Source organism: Pseudomonas sp. AL03 (assembly GCF_029960815.1).
In the GTDB taxonomy this organism is placed as follows: Bacteria; Pseudomonadota; Gammaproteobacteria; order Pseudomonadales; family Pseudomonadaceae; genus Aquipseudomonas.
The window spans coordinates 17,905-40,763 of the sequence record NZ_JASBRE010000007.1 but is presented as its reverse complement, the minus strand read 5'-3'; the positions used below and the strand labels follow the sequence as shown (position 1 = coordinate 40,763).

Here is a 22,859-nt window from a genome sequence, read left to right as displayed (position 1 = left end):
TGATCGGCTGAAAGGCCGGTGTGGCAGGGCTTTCAGCTCTATCGGGTGGCGCTTTTCGATTGAAAAAATAAATTCATCTGGCGCTTTTCCTACGAGTGGAAAAGAACATTCTGAGTACTGGTGCTATATACAGGTGTCAGTGAGATACTGCCGATCTGACTCGCCAAGACTCCCTTTCTTCACCATGAACACTGCTTTTATATGACGCAGCGAAAAATCATCCACGTCGATTGTGACTGCTTCTACGCCGCCATCGAGATGCGTGACGACCCGCGCCTGGCCGGTAAACCTCTGGCGGTGGGCGGTTCGGCGGATCGACGTGGCGTGATCGCCACCTGCAATTATGAAGCGCGGGCATATGGGGTGCGCTCGGCCATGTCTTCCGGCCATGCCTTGAAACTGTGCCCGGACCTGACCATCGTCAAGCCGCGCATGGATGCCTATAGAGAAGCCTCGAAGGAAATTCACACGATATTTCGCGATTACACCGACTTGATCGAACCGCTTTCGCTGGATGAGGCCTACCTCGATGTGTCGGAATGCGCGCATTTCGGCGGCAGCGCCACGCGGATCGCCCAAGACATTCGCCGTCGTGTCTCTAATCAACTGCACATCACCGTTTCGGCTGGCGTAGCACCGAACAAGTTTTTGGCCAAGATCGCCAGCGACTGGAAGAAGCCCAACGGCTTGTTCGTCATCACGCCGGATCAGGTCGAGGATTTTGTCAGTGGTTTGCCGGTGAGTAAGCTGCACGGCGTTGGCAAAGTGACCGCAGACAAACTGGGCAAGCTTGGCATCGTCGATTGCTCGCATCTGCGCGAATGGGACAAGTTGGCGCTTGTGCGGGAATTCGGCAGCTTCGGCGAGCGATTCTGGAGCCTGGCTCGTGGGATCGATGACCGATTGGTGCACAACGACAGTCGCCGGCAGTCGATCAGTGTCGAAAACACCTACGACGTGGACCTGCCGGATCTGGTGAGCTGCCTTGATAAGTTGCCCGAGTTGCTGGAAACCCTCGCCGGCCGCATGGCGCGGATCGACAGCAGCTATCGGCCGGGCAAGCCGTTCGTCAAAGTGAAATTCCATGACTTCACTCAGACCACTCTGGAGCAGGCCGGGGCAGGGCGGGATTTGGGGAGTTATCAGTTGTTGCTGACCCAGGCGTTCAATCGCGGCGGCAAACCGGTGCGTTTGTTGGGGATTGGAGTGCGGCTGGAGGATTTGCGGGGTGGCTTTGAGCAGATGGAGTTGTTTGAGCGGTAGATTTTCGGTGAGTGTCAAGGCCTCTTCGCGGGCAAGCCTCGCTCCTACGGATTTGTGTCGTGCGCGATACCGCGTTCAACCCAAATCTGTAGGAGCGAGGCTTGCCCGCGAAGCTTTTCCGGGTTTAATTCGGTCCCGGATCCGCTACCAGTCGCCCGGCATCCTTGGTCAACGACTTGAGGAATTCGGTCTGCAACTCAGGATCGTTGCGCGTCAGTTCGATCAGGCTCTGTTCCAGCTCGGTGGCTTCTTCTTCCAGACCCAGTTCCGACAGACGTTTGACCCGGTGTACCCACTGGCTCACTTCGTCGTCTTCGAGGTCGTCGTAAATCAGGCTGTGAGCTTCGAGCAGCTTGCCACGCAAGGAACTGCTGATCGCCAGGGACGAATCGGTGTGCACATCGTCCTGGGCGTCTTCGACGCTGATCAGCAGTCGGCTCAGATGATTGATGTCATGTTCGGCGAACGGGCTGTCCAGCAGGTTCACGCGCAATACGCCGTTTTTGTCGGTGCTCAGATCGAACGTTTCTTTGCCAGCCTTGACCTCAACCGGTCGCTCGCTCCATGGCAGGCTCGAGTATTCGGTGCGCTTGTCGAGCTGGACCTCGTCGATTCCCGCCAGGTTCTGCTGCGCGCGACCATGAGACTGCACGTTCATGAACGGGTTGAGCCCGGCGAAACCGTAGCTCAACCAATCTTTCGTCACACTGTCCGGCAGGTTGCCGAGAGTGAACACGTTGACCACGTTCGCGCCGACACCGGCGACCACGGCCACCGCACCCAGCGGGATCTCGTAAGCCTCGCGCCAGGGTTGGTAAGGTGTGTAGCGGTCGTAGTGGCGGGTGACTTCGAATTCGGTGACTTCGAAAGTCTTCTGCTCGTGGATCTTCACCCGACGTTGCGGCAGCTCAAGCACCTTTGGCTCGCCGACATCGATCTGCAGGCTGTGATCGAGCAATTTGCGCTCGACACGTTCCTCGTGCTCGCTGCGTTGCGACATGTGATTGGCACAGCCGCTGACCAGCAGGGCGCCGCACAGGGCGGCACCACCGAGGCCTAAGGTGTTTCGCTTGAACATGACTTCTCTATCTGGTGTCAGCGGCGGATACGGGTTTGGAGGAAGGACAGTACTTCGGCGACCGGCAGCGCTTGCGCTTCGGGTTCGGTGCGACTCTTGTACTCCAGATTGCCTTCGGCGAGACCGCGGTCACTGACCACGATCCGGTGAGGAATGCCGATCAGCTCCATGTCCGCGAACTTGATGCCCGGGCTGGTTTTTTTGTCGCGGTCGTCCAGCAGTACTTCGAAACCGGCTGCAGTGAGTTCTGCATACAGCTTGTCGGTGGCTTCGCGAACCTGTTCGGTTTCGTAGCGCAGCGGTACCAGAGCGATCTGGAACGGAGCCAGCGTGTCGCTCCAGATGATCCCGTTGGCATCGTTGCCCTGCTCGATCGCCGCCGCCACCACGCGGGAAACGCCGATGCCGTAGCAACCCATTTGCAGGGTGACTGGCTTGCCGTTGTCGCCTAGCACTTCGCACTTCATCGCTTTGCTGTACTTGTCGCCCAGCTGGAAAATGTGCCCGACTTCGATGCCGCGCTTGATTTCCAGGGTGCCTTTACCGTCCGGGCTTGGGTCGCCGGCGACGACGTTGCGCAGGTCAGCAACAGTCGGAACCGGCAGATCGCGCTCCCAGTTCACACCGAAGTAGTGCTTGTCGTCGATGTTCGCGCCGATACCGAAGTCGCTCATCAGCTCGACGGAACGGTCGATGATGATTGGCAGTGGCAGGTTCAACGGGCCGAGGGAGCCGGCGCCAGCGCCAATGGCGTCGCGCAGTTCGGCTTCGGACGCCATGACCAGCGGGCTGGCAACGCCAGGCTGGTTGGCGGCCTTGATTTCGTTCAGCTCGTGGTCGCCACGGATGATCAGGGCAATCAGCTTGCCTTGCTCTTCAGCGTGAACCACCAGGGTCTTGATGGTCTTTTCGATCGGCAGGTTGAAGCCTTCGACCAGTTGCGCGATGGTCTTGGCGTTCGGCGTGTCGACCAGGCGCAGCGCTTCGCTCGGTGCGGCGCGGGAAGTTTCGCGCGGCACGGCTTCGGCTTTCTCGATGTTCGCGGCGTAGTCGGAGCCGTTGCTGAAGGCGATATCGTCTTCGCCGGACTCGGCCAGCACGTGGAACTCGTGGGAACCGGCACCGCCGATGGAGCCGTTGTCGGCCTCAACCGGGCGGAACTTCAGGCCCAGGCGGGTGAACACGTTGCAATACGCTTGGTGCATGCGGTCGTAGGTGACCTGCAGCGATGGCTGGTCAGCGTGGAAAGAGTAGGCGTCCTTCATGATGAATTCGCGACCGCGCATCAAGCCGAAGCGTGGGCGAATTTCGTCACGGAATTTGGTCTGGATCTGGTACAGGTTGATCGGCAGCTGTTTGTAGCTGCTCAACTCGTTGCGCATCAGGTCGGTGATCACTTCTTCGTGAGTCGGACCGGCGCAGAAGTCGCGACCGTGGCGATCCTTGAAGCGCAACAATTCAGGGCCGTATTCTTCCCAGCGACCGGATTCCTGCCACAGCTCAGCCGGTTGGGTGCTCGGCATCAACACTTCGAGAGAGCCAGCGGCGTTCATTTCTTCACGAACGACGGCTTCGACCTTGCGCATCACTCGCAAGCCCATCGGCAGCCAGGTGTACAGGCCCGAGGCAAGTTTGCGGATCATGCCGGCGCGCAGCATCAGCTGGTGGCTGATCACGACCGCGTCGGAAGGCGTTTCTTTCTGTGTGGCGAGCAAAAATTGACTGGTGCGCATGGTTGGCCGTTGTCGGTTGCTGATGACGAGAAATGACGGAACATTGTACGGGCGAGATCTGCTGGCGTACAGGCGTGCGGTCGGCGGTGTGGCAGGAGGGCGGGAATCGCCGCACCCTCTGCGATGCTTCCTTTGTTACGAGCCTATGATTCTTCCGCGATCTGGGTCGGAACCGGTTCTGGCGTTGGTGTCGGACCTGCACGACGGCTCTCCTGGAACCAGTGCAAGGCGATCAACAGCAAGGTCGGCACGCCTAACAGGGCGGTGATCAGGAAGAAGTTTTGATAGCCGAACTTCTCCACCATGACACCTGAGTAACCGCCGATCAGGCGTGGCAGCAGAAGCATGATCGAGCTGAGCAGGGCGTACTGGGTGGCCGAGAATTTGAGGTTGGTCAGGCTCGACAGGTAGGCGACGAACGCCGAGGTCGCCAGGCCCGAGCTGAAGTTGTCCAGGGAGATGGTGCCAATCAGCATGTTCAGGTTGGCGCCCATGTCGGCGAGCATCAGGAACAGCAGGTTGGTGCCGGCCGACGTGATGCCGCCGATGAATAGAATCGGAAGGATGCCAAAGCGCACGATCAGCAGGCCGCCCATGCCGGCGCCAACCAAAGTCATGATCAGGCCAAAGATCTTGCTGACGCTGGCAATCTGATCCTTGGTGAAGCCCTGATCGATGTAGAACACGTTGGCCATCACCCCCATGACCGTGTCGGACATCCGATAGGTGGCGATCAGCCCGAGCAGCAAAAACGCCTGCCAGCGGTACCGCAGAATAAAGTCGTTGATCGGCGTCAGCACCGGCGCCAAGCCGCGGCGTCCAATGGCCGACAGGCATATAGCCGTGAGTGTGGTGTAGAGGATTGCCCGCAGGAGCGCGCGGTCTTCGAGCAGCAGGTCGAGCAGGCTCACGCCTTCGAATAGCACGCTGGCGAAATCGGTGTTGTACAACTGGGTGAACATGGCCGGCACGGAAACCAGCAACACGATCAGCACAAACACCGATGCCAGTTGATGCACAAAGCTGTAGCGCCCGGCCTGAAGCTGGGTGCGCAGCGGCACCGGCGGTTCGCGCATGAAAAAGGAGGTCAGCAGCGCCGGAACCATCAAGGCGCCGAAAAGTATGTAAGTGCCGGCCCATGCCGAATGCTTATAGTTGAAACCGGTGGAACCGAAGCCTTCAGCGAAGAACAGGGCGCCGGCGGTGGCCAGTAGCGCTGCGATCCGATAACCGGCCATGTAACTGGCGGCCAGCGCTGCCTGGCGGCTGTCGTCGGCAATTTCCAGGCGATAGGCGTCGACCGCGATGTCTTGAGTCGCCGAGGAGAAGGCGACGACTACGGCGATAGCGATCAGCCAGGACAAATGCTTTTGCGGGTCGCAGAAACCCATCCCGATCAGACCGAGGATGACCAGTGCCTGGGAAAGCACCAACCAGGAACGTCGTCGACCGAGCTTGCCGAGCAATGGCAGGCGCCATTGGTCGAGCAGCGGTGACCAGACCCACTTAAAGGCATAGGCCAGGCCGATCAGGCTTGCATAGCCGATGGTTTCGCGAGCCACGCCGGCTTCGCGCAGCCAGACCGAAAGTGTCGAAAACACCAGCATGTAGGGCAGGCCGGCGGCGAAACCAAGCAGCAACAGTACGAGCGTCGAAGGGCTGGCATAGGCGGCGAGCGCGGCGCGCCATGTTTTACGGGGCATGGGCTGAAGTCTGCCTCAAGAAATACGGAAACAAAGCGCGCACTCTAACCGCTGTGCTCTACCGGGCGCCAGCCATGGCGCTGAATATCAACACGATTGTTCAGGATACTGATGCCCTCCAGGCGCAAACGCGCGCGTTGTTCATCCCCCGAAGGGTTGCCTACCGGCAGGCTGATACGCCCGCCGGCACCGAGCACACGATGCCAGGGTAATTTGCTGTCACTCGGCAGTTGGCTTAATGTCCGCCCGACGAAGCGGGCGGCGCGACCCAATCCCGCCAGCTCGGCAAGCTGCCCGTAACTCACGACTTTGCCCTCGGGGACTTGGGCCAGCGTCAGGTAGAGCGCCGTGCGTCGGATTTGCGCCGGACTATCGGTTTCAGTGGTTGAGTCGGTCACGTCCGCAGTTCCTGAAAAAAAGTTCGCATTACCGTCTGTAGAGTAAATCCTGGATCACCCATTGAGAAAGGAACTCAATAGAATTAGTCGGGTCAGTCCTTGCTAGGGTCTTATTCCTACGGATAATGCCGACTTTTCTTCGCAAATTTGAGCCTGTATTTGCTTATGTTGTCCAGAACCCTGCTGTGCCTCGCTGTCGCCAGTGCTTCTACACCCTTACTCGCCGATACCGTCTGGTTGAAGAACGGTGACAAGCTGAGCGGCAAGATCACCGTTTTCGATGGCGGCAAGCTGTTGATCCAGACCGAATACGCCGGTGCCGTCCCGATCGACTGGAAGCAGGTTAAAACCCTGGAAAGTGATCAGCAGTTGCTGGTCAAGCAGGATGCCTACACGGGCGAAAAGGCCAAGGCGCTGCATGCGGCAGATGACGGCAAGGTCACCTTGGCCAATGGCGACGCTCCCAAGACCGTCGAGCTGGCCAGTATTCAGCAGATTCTCAAGCCAAAACCGGTGGTCGAGGATCTGGTGTGGAAGGGGAATGTCGACGCGGCGCTTGATTATCAGCGGGCCGAAAAAGACACCGATGACTACGACATCGACTTCAAAACCACTGCGCGCCATGGCCGGTGGCGGCACACGGCGGAAGGCGAGTACAACCGCGAGTTCCAGGATGACGTAGTCACCACGGACAACTGGCGGGGCGAGTACTCCCTTGACCGCTTCCTGACCGAGAAATGGTTCTGGCAAGGTCGGGCGGTCTATAAACGCGACAAGGTTGAAGACCTTTCCCGCCAGCGCACGGTCGGTACGGGCCCTGGTTACCAGTTCTGGGACGACGAGTTGGGCGCATTCTCCTTGGGCTCGCTGGTCAACCGCACGGATTATGAGTTCGCCGACGGCGGCAAAGAAAACTTCTATTCCCTGGCGATGAAATGGGATTACAACCGCTACCTGATCGGCAAGAAGGTGGAGTTCTTCACCAACGGAGAAGTTGGCAAGCCTCTGTCGGGTGTGGCCGACTACGCCCTCGATGCCGAGATCGGGCTGCGTTACAAGGTGACGGATTGGGCGTCGCTTAACCTGAAGGCCGAGCGAGACATTATCAGCGGTACCGACGATGCCGATCTGGACAAGACCCGCTACACCGCAGGGTTTGGCGTGGCCTGGTAAGACGCAAAAAATCGCAGCCATGGGCTGCGATTTTTTTTGCCTGCAAAACAGGCAGGCACAAAAAAGCCCCGCTTTTGAGGGCGGGGCTTTTTACTAAAGCAAGTACAAGTTAGATAACTTGAACTTCTTCAGCTTGCATGCCTTTCTGACCGCGGGTAGCGATGAAAGAAACCTGTTGGCCTTCTTTCAGGCTTTTGAAGCCGTCGGATTGGATAGCTTTGAAGTGAACGAACAGGTCGTCACCGGATTGTGGAGTGATGAAGCCGAAGCCTTTTTCATCGTTGAACCACTTAACGGTACCAGTTTGGCGATTAGACATGGTGTAACTCCTTGAACAAAGATAACTGCGACGCAGGAAGAACCCTGGCCGAGACTGAGTGCAAAGAGCAGGAAAAATTCTTGTAGATGGTTGGATCGAAATTCAACATATCGTGTAGAGATTCTCAGTGACACAAGCAGCACAGTGGCGCCACCTTAACCCTTTTTCCGGAACGTGCCAATGCTTCCTGCGAAGGTTTCTCTGTTTTCATGACTGACGGTGCACCCGATTGCGGCGAAGGGCCAGATTTCACGGGGGATTGGCGAGAATTGTGTGCCCCGGACTTTGAACCCGAAGCGCGCGCCCGGTAAGATGCCGGACAGATTTTTTCCACCTCGCTATTCAGGACACCCGCCATGAGCATCAAATCGGACAAGTGGATTCGCCGCATGGCGCAAGAGCACGGCATGATCGAGCCCTTCGTAGAGCGCCAGGTGCGCGGCGAAGGCGCCGACCGAGTGATTTCCTACGGCGTGTCGAGCTATGGCTACGACGTACGTTGCGCCGATGAATTCAAAGTGTTCACCAACATCAATTCGGCGACCGTTGATCCGAAGAACTTCGACGAGAAGAGCTTCGTCGACGTCAAGAGCGATGTCTGCATCATCCCGCCAAACTCCTTTGCCTTGGCGCGCACCGTGGAATTCTTCCGTATTCCGCGCAATGTGCTGACTATCTGCCTGGGTAAAAGCACCTACGCTCGTTGCGGCATTATCGTCAACGTGACACCGCTTGAGCCTGAGTGGGAAGGCCACGTGACCCTTGAATTCTCTAATACCACCACGTTGCCGGCAAAAATTTACGCCAACGAAGGTGTGGCTCAGATGCTGTTCTTCGAATCCGACGAAGAGTGCGAAGTGTCCTACAAGGACCGTGGCGGCAAGTATCAGGGCCAGCGCGGCGTCACCCTGCCACGCACCTGATCGGTTTGTCTGGCAAGTCGTGGGAATTCTTGAGCGAGTAGACACTCTATTGGGTGTACTGCCCGGTCCGCGCAATGCGGACGGGGCCATCGCTCAGGAGTGCTCTATGAAGATCGATCCGCGAATAAGTGCCGAACTGGCAAAGCTTGAGCCCAATCAGGTTGGCGTTTTGGCCTGGTCCTTGTTGGCACATCCACCCATCAGCATGGCAGGGGGCATCCCCGGTCAGCCTGATCCCGATACGCCCAACGAACAACCTACCGAGCCCGGTGAGCCCACCCTGCCGGATGAGCCGCCTCCCGCGCCTGTAGCCTGATCTGTTGCTGAAATGAATGGCCAGTCAGCTGATGTCCTTAAAGACTTCAGCTGACTGGCCATATTTCATTGGCGCCGATGACAAAAATCCTACAGCTATCGTCCCGTTCGACTTGATATCCGCCGGTGAATGCGCCGAAGGCCGGTAGCAGGCTAATTTCCATACCGAGCCTGAAACACGCCAGCCGCAGACTCTGCCGTCCCCGGCCGTTCAGCCGAAAAACCGGGTGCACATGGCCTGCGATTACGTGCCGGCCTGGGTGCGGGTCGGGTTCATGCTGCAAGGCAAACGGCCCCAGCAGCAACGGCTCGGGCACCACACGAATGTTTAACGAGGCCGGCGGATCACCCGCTCGCCTGTCGTGGTTGCCGCGGATCAGTGTCATAGGCAAATCGCGGTGTCGGGCGCGCCATCCAGCCAAGGCGTTTAGTGTGGCCGTTGCGTGGGAACCGGGGCCGTGAAGAAAATCCCCGAGGAAAATCAGCTGATGGCAGGGCAGGGCGGCCAGTATCCCGTCCAGCACGGCAATGTTGCTGGCGGTGGTGCCGTGAGGCACGGGTTGGCCGAGGCTTCGATAGGCCGCAGCCTTGCCGAAATGCACGTCGGCAATCAGCAGCGCTTGTTGGGCGGGCCAGTAGATGGCTTTTTCTGGCAGCAGCCACAGTTCTTCGCCAGCCAATTGCACGGGATAGGGCGTATTCATCTGGCTTTCCCGGTTCCGGCGGTTTTTTCTAGATCCGTGACCATGCGCCTGATGCGATCCGCGAGTTTTTCCGAACTCATGCTTTCCCGCATGCGCTCCACCAGCAGCGGAAACCCGAGCGGCGTAGGACGTTTGATGTGATGCAGGTCCAGTTTCAATCGGTTGATCCGCTCCAGCGTCTGTTTCAGTCGATGAATATCCAATTCCTCCCGTAGGACTTCTTCCCCTGCCTGGGCCAGTAGCAGATTCCCAGCGTCGTATTGCTTGAACACTTCGAAGAACAACCCGCTCGAGGCCTGAACCTGGCGGGTGCTTTTCGGTGCGCCGGGGTAGCCGGCAAACACCAGCCCGGCAATTCGTGCGATTTCCCGAAAACGGCGAAGCGCGAGTTCACCGGCATTCAGACTGGCGAGCACGTCCCTGAGCAGATGCTCCGGACTTAATAGTCCGGGGTGCAGAGGGTCGGACCAATCCACACAGGTAGCGCTGAGCAATTCCAGCCCGTAATCATTCACCGCCATAGAAAACGTCACCGCCTGCTGCTGACTGACCCGCCATGCCAACAAGCTCGCCAACCCCAGATGTACCTGGCGCCCGGCGAATGGATAGAGGAAAAGGTGCCAGCCTTCGCGTGATTTCAGCGTTTCGGCCAGCAAAGTGTCCGAAGTCGGTAGCCCGGACCAGCGTTGTTGCACCTCTAAAAGTGGGCGCAGCGCCTGCATTTCCGGCCCAGCGAACTCGCCCTGCGCCGCCGCACTAAAGCGCGCGACCACCGCATCGGCCAACTCGCTGGACAATGGCATGCGCCCGCCATTCCAGCGCGGCACCGCAGCTTTTTTCGCGATGCTGCGTTTTACATAGGCGGTCATGTTTTCCACCCGCACCAACTCCAGCAAGCGCCCCGCGAACAGAAAACCGTCGCCGGGCTTGAGCCGTGCGATAAAACCTTCCTCGACGCTGCCCAATTGCTTGCCGCCGCCACCCTTGCTCCAGAACTTCAACTGAATGCTCGCGTCGCTGACGATGGTGCCAATGCTCAGGCGATGTCGGCGGGCCAATCGCGCATCGGGTACGCGCCAGACACCGTGTTCATCCGGTTCGACCCGGCGATAATCCGGATAAGCCGTCAGGGAAAGTCCGCCGTGGCGTACGAAAGCCAACGCCCAAGTCCAGTCCGTTGGCGTAAGGTCGCGATAAGCCCAGGCGCCGCGGACTTCCTCGTACAACTCATCGGGCAGAAAACCACCCCCCAGCGCCATGCTGACCAGATGCTGAACGAGCACATCCAGCGGTTTACAGGGTGACTCGCGTGGTTCAATTCGCCGTTGTGCTACGGCGTCCCGTGCCGCAGCGGCCTCGATCAGTTCGAGGCTATGCGTTGGCACCAGCGTCACCCGCGAAACCCGCCCCGGTGCATGACCGGAACGCCCCGCACGCTGCATCAGTCGCGCCACGCCTTTGGCCGAACCGATTTGCAGCACGCGTTCCACTGGCAGGAAGTCCACCCCCAAATCCAGACTGGACGTGCAGACAACGGCTTTGAGCTGACCTTCCTTGAGGGCGCGCTCGACCCAGTCACGCGTGTCTCGTGACAGTGAGCTGTGATGCAGGGCAATCAATCCAGCCCAATCGGGGCGCGCCTCCAATAGGGCTTGATACCAGATCTCCGATTGCGCACGGGTGTTGGTGAACACCAGGCTGCTGGGGCTGGAATCGATCTCGGCGATGACCTGCGGCAACATCTTCAGCCCGATGTGCCCGGCCCATGGAAATCGCTCGGTGGCGGGCGGTAGCAGCGTATCGACGTGTAGTTTTTTATGGGTTTGGCCCTGGACGCTGATGCCAGCGCCCTGTGGGATTAATACCTGTTCGGCGTGGGCCTGATTTCCCAGGGTCGCGGAAACGCCCCAGACAATCAGCTCAGGATGCCAGCGGCGCAAACGGGCAAGGGCCAGTTGCAGTTGCACGCCGCGCTTGTTGCCCAACAGTTCGTGCCATTCGTCGACCACCACCATGCGCAGGGTCGACAGCGCCGTTTGTGCGTCAGCACGGGCGAGCATCAGGGTGAGACTTTCCGGGGTAGTGATTAACGTGGTGGGCAATCGTCGACGCTGACGCGCACGTTCGCTACTGCTGCTATCGCCGGTTCGCAGGCCGACGCTCCACGGAATCTGCAGGTCGTGTAGCGGGGTTTCCAGTGCGCGAGCGGTGTCGGCAGCCAGCGCGCGCATGGGCGTTATCCACAGCACCGTCAACGGGTCGGCAACCGTTTCTCGTTTACGAGGTTGTTCAACACAAGAGGCGTAGCGATTAAGCGCGCCAAACCAGACGGCATAGGTTTTACCGGCGCCGGTACTGGCATGCAGCAACCCGGACTCACCGCGTTTAACTGCCGACCACACGTGTTTCTGAAAGACGAACGGCTTCCAGCCGCGAGCGGTGAACCATTGTTTTGCGAAGTCGGAGGAGGTTCCCATGCCGGCCGTGTGCGCTCTGAAAGTCTTCTTTCAGTGACCACGCCGGCACGGGATTAGTTTTACTTGAGGTTACCGCTCAAGAACTGCTTCAACCGCTCACTCTTCGGATTGCCCAACACGTCGTCCGGAGCGCCTTCTTCCTCCACCAACCCTTGATGCAGGAACAACACCTGACTCGATACTTTGCGGGCGAAGCTCATTTCATGGGTCACCATGATCATGGTCCGGCCTTCTTCGGCCAGGCCCTGGATCACTTTGAGCACTTCGCCCACCAGTTCCGGGTCGAGCGCCGAGGTCGGTTCGTCGAACAGCATGACTTCCGGTTCCATGGCCAATGCGCGGGCAATGGCGACCCGTTGCTGCTGACCGCCGGAGAGGAACGCCGGGTACTGATCGGCCACTCGCGCTGCCAGCCCGACCTTGTCGAGGTAACGTCGGGCACGGTCTTCGGCCTCTTTCTTACTGCAACCCAGCACCCTTCGCGGGGCCATAGTGATGTTTTCCAGCACCGTCATGTGGCTCCACAAGTTGAAGTGCTGGAACACCATGGCCAGGCGGGTGCGGATCCGTTGCAGTTCATCGGCGTCAGCCACGTGCATGCCGTGGCCATCCTTGATCATGCGGATGTTCTGGCCGTCCAGGCTCATGGCGCCATCGTTGGGCTGTTCGAGAAAGTTGATGCAACGCAGGAAGGTACTTTTGCCCGAGCCGCTGGCGCCGATCAGGCTGATGACGTCGCCGGTGTTGGCCTTGAGTGAAACACCTTTGAGCACATGATGATCGCCATAGCTTTTATGCAGGCCTTCGATGGTCAGTTTGTACATGGGGCATGCATCCTCAAGGCGAAAGTAGGTAGCCGCTGCGATAGGCCTCGGTGCCCGCGACGTGCGCGATCACCATGCCGGCAGTGGCCATGCGCCGTAGCGAGCGGGCGTACATTAATCCGGCGACGGTGCAATGAATGGGGGTGACGCGATCAAAGATCGGGTCGATGATTTCAGCGATCAGTTGCCCGGCTTCGAGGTATTCCCCTGGCAGCGCGGTGAACACCAGCAACCCGCCGACCGGTGTTGCCACCGGTTCAACGCCGGCCAGGGGTGTGGCCGGGTAGGGCAGCTGGGGCAGCGAAGCGGGTTCGCCAGCAATCGTGCCGAAGTGAATCAGGTAATCGATCAGCGCCTGGCAATCGAGGCTGGCCAACGGGTGATTGACGTCGCCCTGACCGCGCAATTCAACGGTGACCGAAAAACTGCCCAACGGAATGTTGAAGTGTTCGCCGAAGCGCTCCTTCAACTGCCACCAGAGCAGGGTGAAGCATTCATCGAACGACTGACCGCCGGAATCGGTGGCCAGCAGACTGGCTTCGGCCCCGATGTACCGCGCCAGCGGCTCGACCTGCGGCCAGGCCTCTGGCGTGGTGTAGAGGTGGGCGACCGCTTCGAAATCGCAATGCAGGTCCAGCACCATGTCGGCATCGCAGGCCAGCCGTTGCAGGGTCAGGCGCTGGGATTGCAGTTGCGTGCTGGCAGTCTGCTGAGCGAGGGCATTGCGCAGGCAGCTGCGAATCAGTTCGAGGTTGAGCTGCGGATCGTCGCCGAGTTGACCTTCGATCTCGTTGCCGACGGCTTCGCTCACATCGACGAACCAGCGATTGAAGTTCTGCCCAGTGTCGAGTTCGTAACGGCCCAGCGGCACATCCATCAGCACTTGTTCGAGGCCGACCGGGTTGGCTATCGGCACCAGCACGATTTCGCTGCGCAGGCGGCCGGCGGCTTCCAGCTCCGCCAGACGTTGCTTGAGGTGCCAGGCCACCAGCATGCCGGGCATTTCATCGGCATGCAGGGACGACTGGATGTAGATCTTGCCTTTGGCCGACGATGGGCCGAAGTGGAAACTGTGAATCTGTCGTGCGGTCCCCGGCAGTGGGGCCAGCAGGTCATGAATCTGGTGGCGCATGTTCGTCTCTTTATTCCTGAAAGCGGGTCCTAGTGGGTCGGCCCGAGGAAGGCCAGCCATCGGCGTTCGGCGAGGCGGAACAGGCCGACCAGCGCAAAGGTAACGGTCAGGTAGATCAGCGCGGCGATGCCGAACGACTGGAAGGTCAGGAAGGTCGCCGAGTTGGCATCCCGCGCGACTTTTAATATGTCCGGGATGGTCGCAGTGAACGCCACGGTGGTCGAGTGCAGCATCAGAATCACTTCGTTGCTGTAATAAGGCAACGAGCGACGCAGGGCCGAAGGCATGATCACGTAGGCATAAAGCTTCCAGCCTGTCAGACCGTAAGCCTTGGCCGCTTCGACTTCACCATGAGCCATGCTGCGAATTGCCCCGGCGAAAATCTCCGTGGTGTAGGCGCAGGTATTCAGGGCGAAGGCCAGGATGGTGCAATTCATCGCATCGCGAAAGAACGCATCGAGTACTGGCTGGGCACGCACGGCGGCCAGGCTGTAGATACCGGTGTAGAAAATCAGCAGCTGGATATAGAGCGGCGTACCCCGAAACAGGTAGGTGTAGAACTGCACTGGCCAGCGGATGTAGAGGTGCGGCGAAACCCGGGCGATGGAGAGTGGAATCGACACCACAAAACCGATGAAGATCGACGCACTGAGCAGCCACAGGGTCATGGCCAGGCCGGTGATGTTATAGCCGTCGGTATAAAGGAAGGGTTTCCAGTATTCCTGCAAGAGTTCGATCATCGTACGGCCTCCCGGGAACCGGCGGCGTAGCGGCGTTCGAGCCAGCGCAGGACGACGTTGGACGCGCTGGTGATCAGCAGGTAAATCACGGCTGCCAGCACCAGGAAGTAGAACAGTTGATAGGTGCTTTTACCGGCATCCTGCGCAGCCTTGACCAAGTCGGCAAGGCCGATGATCGAGACGAGCGCGGTGGCCTTGAGCATCACCATCCAGTTGTTACCGATGCCCGGCAGGGCGAAACGCATCATCTGCGGGAACACCACGATACGAAAACGCTGGCCGCGTTTGAGGCCATAAGCGGTGGCGGCTTCGACTTGGCCCCGTGGCACAGCGAGGATCGCCCCGCGGAAGGTTTCGGTGAAATACGCGCCATAAATGAAGCCCAGGGTGATGACCCCGGCGCTGAACGGGTTGATCTCGATGTATTCCCATTCCATGAAATCGGTGAACGACGTCAACCAGGTTTGCAGGCTGTAGAAAATCAGCAGCATCAGCACCAGGTCCGGCACGCCGCGAATCAGCGTGGTGTAGACCTGTGCCGGAACTCGCACCAGTTTGACTTTCGACAGTTTGGCCGTGGCACCGAGCAGGCCGAGCAACACGGCCACCAGCAGCGACAACGCCGATAATTTGATGGTCATCCAGGTGCCTTCCATCAGCAACGGACCGAAGCCCTGGAGGCTGAAGGCTGAGAGCCCCAGATTTTGTAAGAGGTTTTCGAACATAAATCAGCAACCTGATCGGATAAAAAAAGCGCCCATCGTGAGATGGGCGCCGCGCATTATTTGCCGCTGTACAGATTCAGATCGCCAAAGTGTTTCTTTTGAATGGTGGCGTAGGTGCCATCGTCGTGTAACGCTTTGATACCTTTATCCAAAAGTGCCTTGAGGTCTTTGTTACCTTTAGAGATACCGACAGCCGTTTTGGCTGGCAGCAATTCGCTGTCAACCGGCTCGCTGACTTCGTAGCCCTCGCCCTTTGGCGACTTCAAAAAACCCAGTTCGGCTTGCAGCATGTCCTGGATCGCCGCGTCGAGACGGCCGGACATCAGGTCGGAATACACCTGATCCTGGTTCTGATAGGCCTGGGTTTTCACGCCCGCCTTGTCCAGAACAGCTTTGGCGTACGCTTCCTGAATGGTGCCTTGCTCGTAGCCGACGGTCTTGCCCTTCAGCGAAGCCACATCTTCGGTCAGGCCGGAACCTTTCTTAAACACGTAAGCGGTTGGGCCGGAGAACAGCTCGCTGGAGAAGTCGATGACTTTTTCGCGGGCCGGGGTGACGGTCATCGAAGAGATCACACCGTCGAATTTATTGGCCTTCAGGCCCGGAATCATGCCGTCGAAATCGCTTTCGACCCATTTGCACTTGACCTTCAGCTCGGCGCAGATCGCGTTACCCAGATCGATATCGAAGCCCACCAGGTTACCGTCAGCTGCTTTGGACTCGAACGGAGCGTAAGAAGGGTCAACGCCAAAACGCAGTTCTTTGTATTCCTTGGCCAGCGCGGAGCCGGCAGCCATGCACAACGCCAGTGCAGAAAGGGTCAGCAATGCTTTTTTCATTATTCAATCCCTAAGAACCAATATGAGCGCTTGTGGCGCAGAATTATTGTTACTGGAAAGCGTAAGACCTACTGAAAGTAGCAATTTCCGAACCAGAGTCCCGAACAAGCGTTTTAAAAGGTGATTCAAGAAATGGCAAGGAGGGATTTGTGCACGAAAACGGGCGTTGGAAATTTGATGCACTGGTGTGGAGCATAACCTGATAGTCAGCTGAGTAAATCCTGCAACGTCCCAAGATTGTCAGCCTCTTCAACCGACTTATCCTGCCGCCAGCGCAACATCCTCGGAAACCGCACTGCAATCCCGCTCTTGTGTCTTTTGGACAGGGCGATGCCCTCAAATCCCAGTTCAAACACCAGACTCGGCGTCACACTGCTCACCGGCCCGAATTTCTCTACAGTGGTCTTGCGCACGATGCTGTCGACCTGGCGCATTTCTTCGTCGGTCAGCCCTGAATAAGCCTTGGCGAACGGCACCAGTGTGCGTTCGCTCGCGTCAGGCGGCCCGTCCCACACAGCGAAGGTGTAATCGCTGTAGAGACCGGCGCGGCGACCATGGCCGCGTTGCGCATAGATCAGCACCGCGTCAACGATGAACGGGTCGACTTTCCATTTCCACCAGACGCCCATGTCCTTGGTCCGCCCGACACCATACAGCGCATCCCGAGCTTTGAGCATCATGCCTTCGACACCGAGACGGCGGGAGGCTTCCCGTTGTCGGGCGAGGTCGAACCAGTCTTCGCCAGTGAGCACAGGCGAGGGCAGCAGCACCGGGTTAGCGCAGGTTTTAACCACCTGTTGCAACTGAGTGCGACGCGTGGCCTGAGTCTGATTGCGCCAGTCTTCGCCCTGCCATTCCAGCAGGTCGTAGGCGAGGACGACCACCGGCACTGCTTCGAGGATTTTTTTGTCCAGGGTTTTACGGCCGATCCGTTGTTGCAGCAGAGCGAAAGGTTTTACCGCGGGTGAGGCTGGGGAAGGAGGGTCGAAGACGTCCTCGGTGGTGGGTTGTGCGGCTTTCCAAGCAACGATTTCACCGTCGATCACGGTGCCATCGGGCAAGCCGTGAACCAGACTATCGAGTTCGGGAAAGCGCTCGGTGACCAACTCTTCACCTCGCGACCAGATCCACAGTCGCCCATCGCGTTTGACGACCTGCGCGCGGATGCCGTCCCACTTCCATTCCACTTGCCAGTGGCTGGCGGGGCCAAGCAGGGCTTCGAATTGTTCAACGGGTTGCGATAGCGCGTGGGCGAGAAAAAACGGGTAGGGCTGACCACCGCGTTGCGCATGTTCGTCAGTTGATTCAGCGGCGATCAGCTTCAAGTAACCGGGCGCGCTCGGGCGGTGGGACAGGTCGGTGTAACCCACCAGTCGCTGGGCCACTCGTTTGCTGTCGAGCCCGGCCATGGCCGCCAAGGCACGGGTTACCAGCAACTTGGAGACGCCGACGCGAAAACTGCCGGTGATCAGTTTGATGCAGAGCATCAGACTCTGGCGGTCCAGTTGCGACCACAGGGCTGGCAGTCGCTCGGCGAGGACTTGCGGGGTTTCACCGCGCAGTGGCAGCAGTTTGTCTTCAATCCAAACCGCCAATCCGTCACTGGAGCTGTGAAGTGCTTCGGGCAATACCAGTGAGATGGTTTCCGCCAGATCGCCGACCGCCTGATAACTCTCTTCGAACAACCACGGCGAGAGGCCGGAGTACGCCACCGCCAGCTCTCGCAGGATGCGCACCGGCACCCGTTGTCGAGGTCGCGCGCCGGACAAAAAGTAAACAGCCCATGCGGCATCTTCCGGCGCGGCGTTGGCGAAGTAGTTTTGCATCGCCGCCAGTTTGGCGTTGCTCGACGTTGTGGCGTCGAGTTCGGCGTATAACTCGGCGAAGGCCTTCATGGCAGCACCTCGGCGCGCTCGGGTTCGACGGCGGCGTTTTCTTCCTCATCGTCGCCGTACTCGGTGCTGAAGCTCTGAGCATCAAGACCCTGTTCGCGCAGATGGCGCACCAGTACACCCACCGAACCATGGGTCACCATGACCCGTTCCGCACCGGTCTGTTCGATGGCCCAGAGCAGGCCCGGCCAGTCGGCGTGGTCAGACAGTACGAAGCCACGATCCACGCCGCGCCGCCGCCGTGTGCCACGCAAACGCATCCAGCCGCTGGCGAAGCCGTCGCTGTAGTCGCCGAATCGGCGCATCCAGGTACTGCCGCCAGCAGAAGGTGGGGCGATGACCAAGGCTTTGCGCATCATCGGATCGCTCTTTTTGACCTCGCCGGCATAGATCGTTGGCGGTAAGTAAATACCGCTCTCGCGATAAACCCGGTTCAGCGGTTCCACAGCGCCATGCACCAGAATGGGGCCGAGGCTGGCGTCGATGCCGTGGAGAATGCGCTGGGCCTTGCCGAAGGAATAGCAGAACAGCACGCTGGTTTTGTCGGCGGCGGCATTGGCCCGCCACCACTGATTGATCTCGGCAAAGACCTGCGCCTGGGGTTGCCAGCGATAAATCGGCAGGCCGAAGGTCGATTCAGTGATGAAGGTATCGCAGCGCACGGGTTCGAACGGCGCACAGGTGCCGTCGGGCTCGATCTTGTAGTCGCCCGAGGCGACCCAGACTTCACCGCCGTATTCCATACGCACCTGGGCTGAGCCAAGCACATGGCCGGCGGGGTGAAAACTCAGTTTTACGCCGTGATGCAACAATGGCTCGCCATACGCCAGCGTTTGCAGATCGATGTCCTGGCCCAGTCGCGCACGCAAAATCCCTGCGCCGGCCGCGGCCGCCAGATAGTGCTGATTGCCGGTGCGGGCATGGTCGCCGTGGGCATGGGTGATGACCGAACGTTCGACCGGCCGCCACGGGTCGATATAGAAATCCCCGGGCGGGCAGTACAAACCCTCAGGACGCGCGATAACAAGGTCCATGTTGTTACCAAAAATGGAGGGACTTGTTAGCTATGAGGTTTGCGCGAGGCTGGAAGTTCTGTTGAATTTTCATCGGCCAATGATGATCGTTCCCACGCTCCGCGTGGGAATGCAGCCCGTGACGCTCCGCTTCACTGGACGCGGAGCGTCCCTAGAGGCATTCCCACGCGGAGCGTGGGAACGATCAAATCAGTCGCGAAAGGGATTACTTGCCAGGTGTCAGCGTCAACCGCGTCTTCCCATACACCTTGTCAAAGTTCTGCGGCTGCATCGGCAAGCTCATGTATTGCCCTTTGAGCCAAGGATCAATGCTGTTGAGGTAGCTTGGGCTGGCCGGGTTACCGGACTGGCCGGTGCCGTTCTGTCCCATCAGCGGTTCGGCCTGGCCGAAGTCGACGATAAAGCGCATGGCCGGTGCCAGGGTCGTGTTGAAATCCTGACCCCAGGCGAACGCCGAGGTATTGAGCGTGGTGTGATCGCCACCCGCCGCGAATGGCCCGCGCACGGTCTGGCCACTGGCATTCTTCCATTCATAACGGTGCAGTTTGCCCCACTGCCAGGCTTTGTGATCGCCGCCCAACTGACTGTCGCCAGCGCTGATCGCCGCCGCCAGACTGCGGGCGAGGATCGCCGGTTTGTCTTCTTTCTGCGGTGTGCGAGTGTCATCCCAGAACGGACTGTCCTCACGCCCCAGCAGGTGGTCGGCCTGCGCCGTGTAGGACAACTTACCGTTGGCGATAAAGGCTTTCCACGCCGGGCTGCTTTCCGGACCCAGTTCATCGAGGAAAGTCTGTTGGGTACTTTGCTGCAGGAACAGCTCATAAATCGCCGCATCGGCGGAGGTTGGGCTGAGTTTGCCGTCGAAGGCCATCAGGCGGGTATACGCCTCGCGAGCCTTGCCGCGATCCGCGTCAGGCAACGCTTCGATGGCCTGCTTGAGCGGCTGGGACATGCCCGGTGCTGCAAACATTTTCTTCAGTTTGGCGGCGAAGGTGGTGGTCTGATCGTATTGCATGGCGATCACGCTGCGCGTGTCGTGTTTGCCCACGCCTGCCAGTTCGGCCAGGCGTTCGCCACGTTCCGGCGCTGACCAGGAGTTGGACAGTTGCATGCCGTAGCCATGGGGGATGACTCGCTGGTTGGCGGTGCCGAGCCAGCCTTGGGCCGGATCCTGGTCATAGGGATGGAGCATCGGGTCGGCGTAACCGTCCCAATCGTAACGACCTTCCCAGCCCGGCGACGGCATCAGGCCTTCACCTTCGCGACGGTTGGGGTAGCGACCGGTGACTTGCCAGCCGATGTTGCTGGCGTCGGCAAATACCAGGTTCAGCGCAATGGCGCGGATTTCACGGCTGGCGTCCGAGGCTTTCTCGACGTTCTGCGCCCGGGACAGGTCGAAAAACGCGTCCAGTGTCTTGTCGTCGGTGAAGTTTGGCGTCTGCAAGGCCAGGCCGAACCCGTTGGCCAGCGTCGTGCCTTGGGCACTGTTGAGCAGCGGGCCGTGACGGGTTTCGTACACCACTTCGCGAATCGGCCGCTGGCCTTTGACGAAGTAGGTTTCGTTACGCATGATCGCCGGCTGCCATTTGCCGCCCACCTCGTAGGAAAGTCCGTTGCCCTGGCGTTTGATTTTTTCCAGGAACAGGTCCTGGTTGTCGCCCATGACGGTGGTCATGCTCCACGCCACTTTGCCGTTGAAACCGCCGAGCACCATTGGCAAACCGGCAATCGTCACACCAGAAGCCTGGTACTTCGGCGCGCGAATCTGCACGTAACTGAACAACGACGGCACGCCCAGTGGTCCATGGCTGTCGCTGGCCAGCAAGCTTTTGCCGCTGCGGCTGCGTTGCGGGCCGATCGCCCAGTTGTTCGACGAGGTGGCGCCCAGCAGATTCAGATCGGACAGTTGGCTCGTGGCTTTGCTGATGTCGGCCAGGCCCGGGATTTGCCCGTTGAGCTTGATGCCCTGAAGTTTTTCAGCGTCGGCCAGCGGCAGTTTTTCATCGGGGGCAGACGGTGTCAGCCACGCGAGTTTGTCGGTGCTGACGGTCTGAGCCAGCATCAGTGAGGAAATTTCCTCGGGCAGGTTGGCTGATTGGCTGAAGTTCAACAGGCAGAAAATCAGCGCTGAATCTTCCGGCTTCCAGTATTCAGGCTTGTAACCAGTGGCCGCGAGGTCTGCTGGCAACTTGTCGCGGTAGCGGAACAGGTAGGCGTTGACCCCGCGCGCATAGACTTCGAAGAAGCGTTTGAGGCGCGGCGAAGACGCCTTGTATAGCTCGCCTGCGCTTTTCTTCAAGTTGACGGCGCGCATGTAGCGATCAGCGTCCAGCAGGTCCAGACCGGACATCTCCGACAAGCGGCCCTGAGCCAATAGGCGCAGGGTGACCATTTGCGTGATGCGATCGCTGGCGTGGACGTATCCAAGGGCGAACAGCGCGTCGTGGAAAGTGTTGCTTTCGATCAACGGCATGCCCATGGCATTGCGGCGCACCGAAACGTTCTGCGCCAGGCCCTTGAGCGGCTGCACGCCGCTGGTCGGCGGGAGGGTGTCCTGGGTGTTCCAGGTCTGACAACCGGTCAGGCTTAAAACACTGGCCACTGCTGCGGCAACGCCGAACCGGGGAAGGAAATGTGTAAGGGCTGGCGAGGCCATGGCAAAGCTCCTGCGGGGGTAGTGGTGCCCGGCCTCGAAAGTCGCTGTTCACTTTTGACGGCGTCTAATGTCGCCAGACTGCGTTGCCGCTCCTCGCCATAGCGGGCTATGACTCGTCGCGGCGCCTTGTCTGACAACATTAGCCACTCGTCAAAAGATGAACGGACTTCCGAGGCCGGGCACATTAAGGGCGCTACGTTAGTGAGCAGGAGGTAGCCGCGCAAGCGGCGGCGGGGTTATTTCTTCACCGGTGGCGAGGGGATTGCGTCGTTTTTCAGGATTCGTCCTGTTTGCGTTCGATCGCTTGCCTGTAAAAGGAGGTGATGCTGAAGTGCGTGAAATTCAATGACCCAGCATGAGAAAAACCGGCATGGAGCTCAAAACGAACGCGGCGCTGATCATCATTGATCAACAAAAAGGCATCCTGCATCCCAAACTGGGTCGCCGAAATAACCCTCAGGCCGAGGAGCGAATCCTCGATTTGCTAACGCATTGGCGGCGAACCGGGCGACCGGTGATTCACGTGCAGCACCTGTCCCGGTCGCCGGAATCGGTGTTCTGGCCGGAGCAGTCCGGGGTGGAGTTTCAGGTGCGGTTCCAGCCACGAACCGGTGAGCAGCTCATACAAAAGCAGGTCCCGGATGCGTTTTGTTCGACCCGTTTGGAGGCGAGTTTGCGCGAGGCTGGGATTGATCAACTGGTGATTGTTGGCGTGGCGACTAACAACTCGGTGGAGTCCACGGTGCGAACGGCCGGGAATCTTGGGTTTGATGCGTGGGTGGCGGAGGATGCGTGCTTTACCTTCGACAAGGCTGACTTCTTTGGTAAAGCCCATACAGCCGAGGAAGTGCATGCGATGTCGCTGGGGAATTTGCATGGGGAATACGCGACGGTCGTGAGCACTGCGGCAATTCTCAAGTCCGACTGAAAC

20 protein-coding genes are annotated in these 22,859 nt (G+C 59.2%); 5 read left to right on the top strand and 15 right to left on the bottom strand.

Annotated elements, in window-relative coordinates:
- The first annotated feature begins 201 nt into the window (after positions 1–201).
- The gene (dinB, locus tag QK293_RS09245; protein ID WP_282376899.1) at positions 202–1,263 is read left to right on the top strand and encodes a DNA polymerase IV; all 1,062 of its coding nucleotides are present in this window, start codon (positions 202–204) and stop codon (positions 1,261–1,263) included.
- A 124-nt stretch (positions 1,264–1,387) separates the two neighbouring features.
- Here dinB and QK293_RS09240 read toward each other — a convergent pair whose 3' ends face one another.
- From QK293_RS09240 to QK293_RS09225, 4 genes are all read right to left on the bottom strand, one after another.
- The gene (locus tag QK293_RS09240; protein WP_282376898.1) at positions 1,388–2,341 is read right to left on the bottom strand and encodes a hypothetical protein; all 954 of its coding nucleotides are present in this window, start codon (positions 2,339–2,341) and stop codon (positions 1,388–1,390) included.
- A 17-nt stretch (positions 2,342–2,358) separates the two neighbouring features.
- Entirely contained in the window at positions 2,359–4,074 is a 1,716-nt protein-coding gene (locus tag QK293_RS09235; protein ID WP_282376897.1) for a proline--tRNA ligase, read from the bottom strand.
- 143 nt (positions 4,075–4,217) lie between these two features.
- Positions 4,218–5,777: an AmpG family muropeptide MFS transporter gene (locus tag QK293_RS09230; protein ID WP_282376896.1), complete on the bottom strand. Its 1,560-nt coding sequence runs from the start codon at positions 5,775–5,777 to the stop codon at positions 4,218–4,220.
- 44 nt (positions 5,778–5,821) lie between these two features.
- Positions 5,822–6,175, bottom strand: coding sequence for an MGMT family protein (locus QK293_RS09225; protein WP_282376895.1), 354 nt, complete (start codon positions 6,173–6,175; stop codon positions 5,822–5,824).
- 165 nt (positions 6,176–6,340) lie between these two features.
- Here QK293_RS09225 and QK293_RS09220 point away from each other — a divergent pair, with 165 nt between their 5' ends.
- Positions 6,341–7,348, top strand: a complete 1,008-nt coding sequence (locus QK293_RS09220; RefSeq protein ID WP_282376894.1) for a DUF481 domain-containing protein — start codon at positions 6,341–6,343, stop codon at positions 7,346–7,348.
- A gap of 109 nt (positions 7,349–7,457) precedes the next feature.
- Here the strand turns inward: QK293_RS09220 and QK293_RS09215 are convergent, their stop codons facing one another.
- Positions 7,458–7,667, bottom strand: a complete 210-nt coding sequence (locus tag QK293_RS09215) for a cold-shock protein (protein ID WP_002554837.1) — start codon at positions 7,665–7,667, stop codon at positions 7,458–7,460.
- A 356-nt stretch (positions 7,668–8,023) separates the two neighbouring features.
- Here QK293_RS09215 and dcd point away from each other — a divergent pair, with 356 nt between their 5' ends.
- Together dcd and QK293_RS09205 are read left to right on the top strand one after the other, a co-directional pair.
- A complete protein-coding gene (dcd, locus tag QK293_RS09210) occupies positions 8,024–8,590 on the top strand; it encodes a dCTP deaminase (protein WP_282376893.1) in 567 nt (188 codons plus the stop codon).
- A 106-nt stretch (positions 8,591–8,696) separates the two neighbouring features.
- Entirely contained in the window at positions 8,697–8,906 is a 210-nt protein-coding gene (locus QK293_RS09205) for a hypothetical protein (protein WP_282376892.1), read from the top strand.
- A gap of 46 nt (positions 8,907–8,952) precedes the next feature.
- On the opposite strand, the gene pdeM is transcribed toward QK293_RS09205, so the two are convergent.
- From pdeM to QK293_RS09155, 10 genes are all read right to left on the bottom strand, one after another.
- Positions 8,953–9,609 (bottom strand): ligase-associated DNA damage response endonuclease PdeM, encoded by a 657-nt coding sequence (gene pdeM, locus QK293_RS09200; RefSeq protein ID WP_282376891.1) that lies wholly within the window; start codon positions 9,607–9,609, stop codon positions 8,953–8,955.
- A complete protein-coding gene (locus tag QK293_RS09195; protein ID WP_282376889.1) occupies positions 9,606–12,086 on the bottom strand; it encodes a ligase-associated DNA damage response DEXH box helicase in 2,481 nt (826 codons plus the stop codon). Before QK293_RS09195 ends, pdeM begins: the two co-directional genes overlap by 4 nt.
- Positions 12,087–12,145: 59 nt before the next feature.
- Positions 12,146–12,910, bottom strand: coding sequence for an ATP-binding cassette domain-containing protein (locus tag QK293_RS09190; RefSeq protein ID WP_282376888.1), 765 nt, complete (start codon positions 12,908–12,910; stop codon positions 12,146–12,148).
- 13 nt (positions 12,911–12,923) lie between these two features.
- On the bottom strand, positions 12,924–14,042 hold the full coding sequence (locus QK293_RS09185) for a succinylglutamate desuccinylase/aspartoacylase family protein (protein WP_282376887.1): 1,119 nt from the start codon (positions 14,040–14,042) through the stop codon (positions 12,924–12,926).
- Between the two features lie 29 nt (positions 14,043–14,071).
- Positions 14,072–14,782 carry an ABC transporter permease gene (locus QK293_RS09180; protein WP_282376886.1) on the bottom strand — a complete coding sequence of 237 codons (711 nt, stop codon included), beginning with the start codon at positions 14,780–14,782 and terminating at the stop codon, positions 14,072–14,074.
- Positions 14,779–15,507: an ABC transporter permease gene (locus QK293_RS09175; protein ID WP_282376885.1), complete on the bottom strand. Its 729-nt coding sequence runs from the start codon at positions 15,505–15,507 to the stop codon at positions 14,779–14,781. Before QK293_RS09175 ends, QK293_RS09180 begins: the two co-directional genes overlap by 4 nt.
- Positions 15,508–15,563: 56 nt before the next feature.
- Positions 15,564–16,346, bottom strand: a complete 783-nt coding sequence (locus QK293_RS09170) for a transporter substrate-binding domain-containing protein (RefSeq protein ID WP_282376884.1) — start codon at positions 16,344–16,346, stop codon at positions 15,564–15,566.
- Positions 16,347–16,552: 206 nt separating this feature from the next.
- Positions 16,553–18,241: an ATP-dependent DNA ligase gene (locus QK293_RS09165; protein ID WP_282376883.1), complete on the bottom strand. Its 1,689-nt coding sequence runs from the start codon at positions 18,239–18,241 to the stop codon at positions 16,553–16,555.
- On the bottom strand, positions 18,238–19,272 hold the full coding sequence (locus QK293_RS09160; protein ID WP_282376882.1) for a ligase-associated DNA damage response exonuclease: 1,035 nt from the start codon (positions 19,270–19,272) through the stop codon (positions 18,238–18,240). The genes QK293_RS09165 and QK293_RS09160 overlap by 4 nt, the downstream gene beginning before the upstream one ends.
- Positions 19,273–19,477: 205 nt before the next feature.
- Positions 19,478–21,928 (bottom strand): penicillin acylase family protein, encoded by a 2,451-nt coding sequence (locus QK293_RS09155; protein ID WP_282376881.1) that lies wholly within the window; start codon positions 21,926–21,928, stop codon positions 19,478–19,480.
- Positions 21,929–22,298: 370 nt separating this feature from the next.
- On the opposite strand from QK293_RS09155, the gene QK293_RS09150 reads away from it, so the two are divergent.
- Positions 22,299–22,856, top strand: coding sequence for a cysteine hydrolase family protein (locus QK293_RS09150; protein WP_282376880.1), 558 nt, complete (start codon positions 22,299–22,301; stop codon positions 22,854–22,856).
- Positions 22,857–22,859 lie beyond the last annotated feature (3 nt).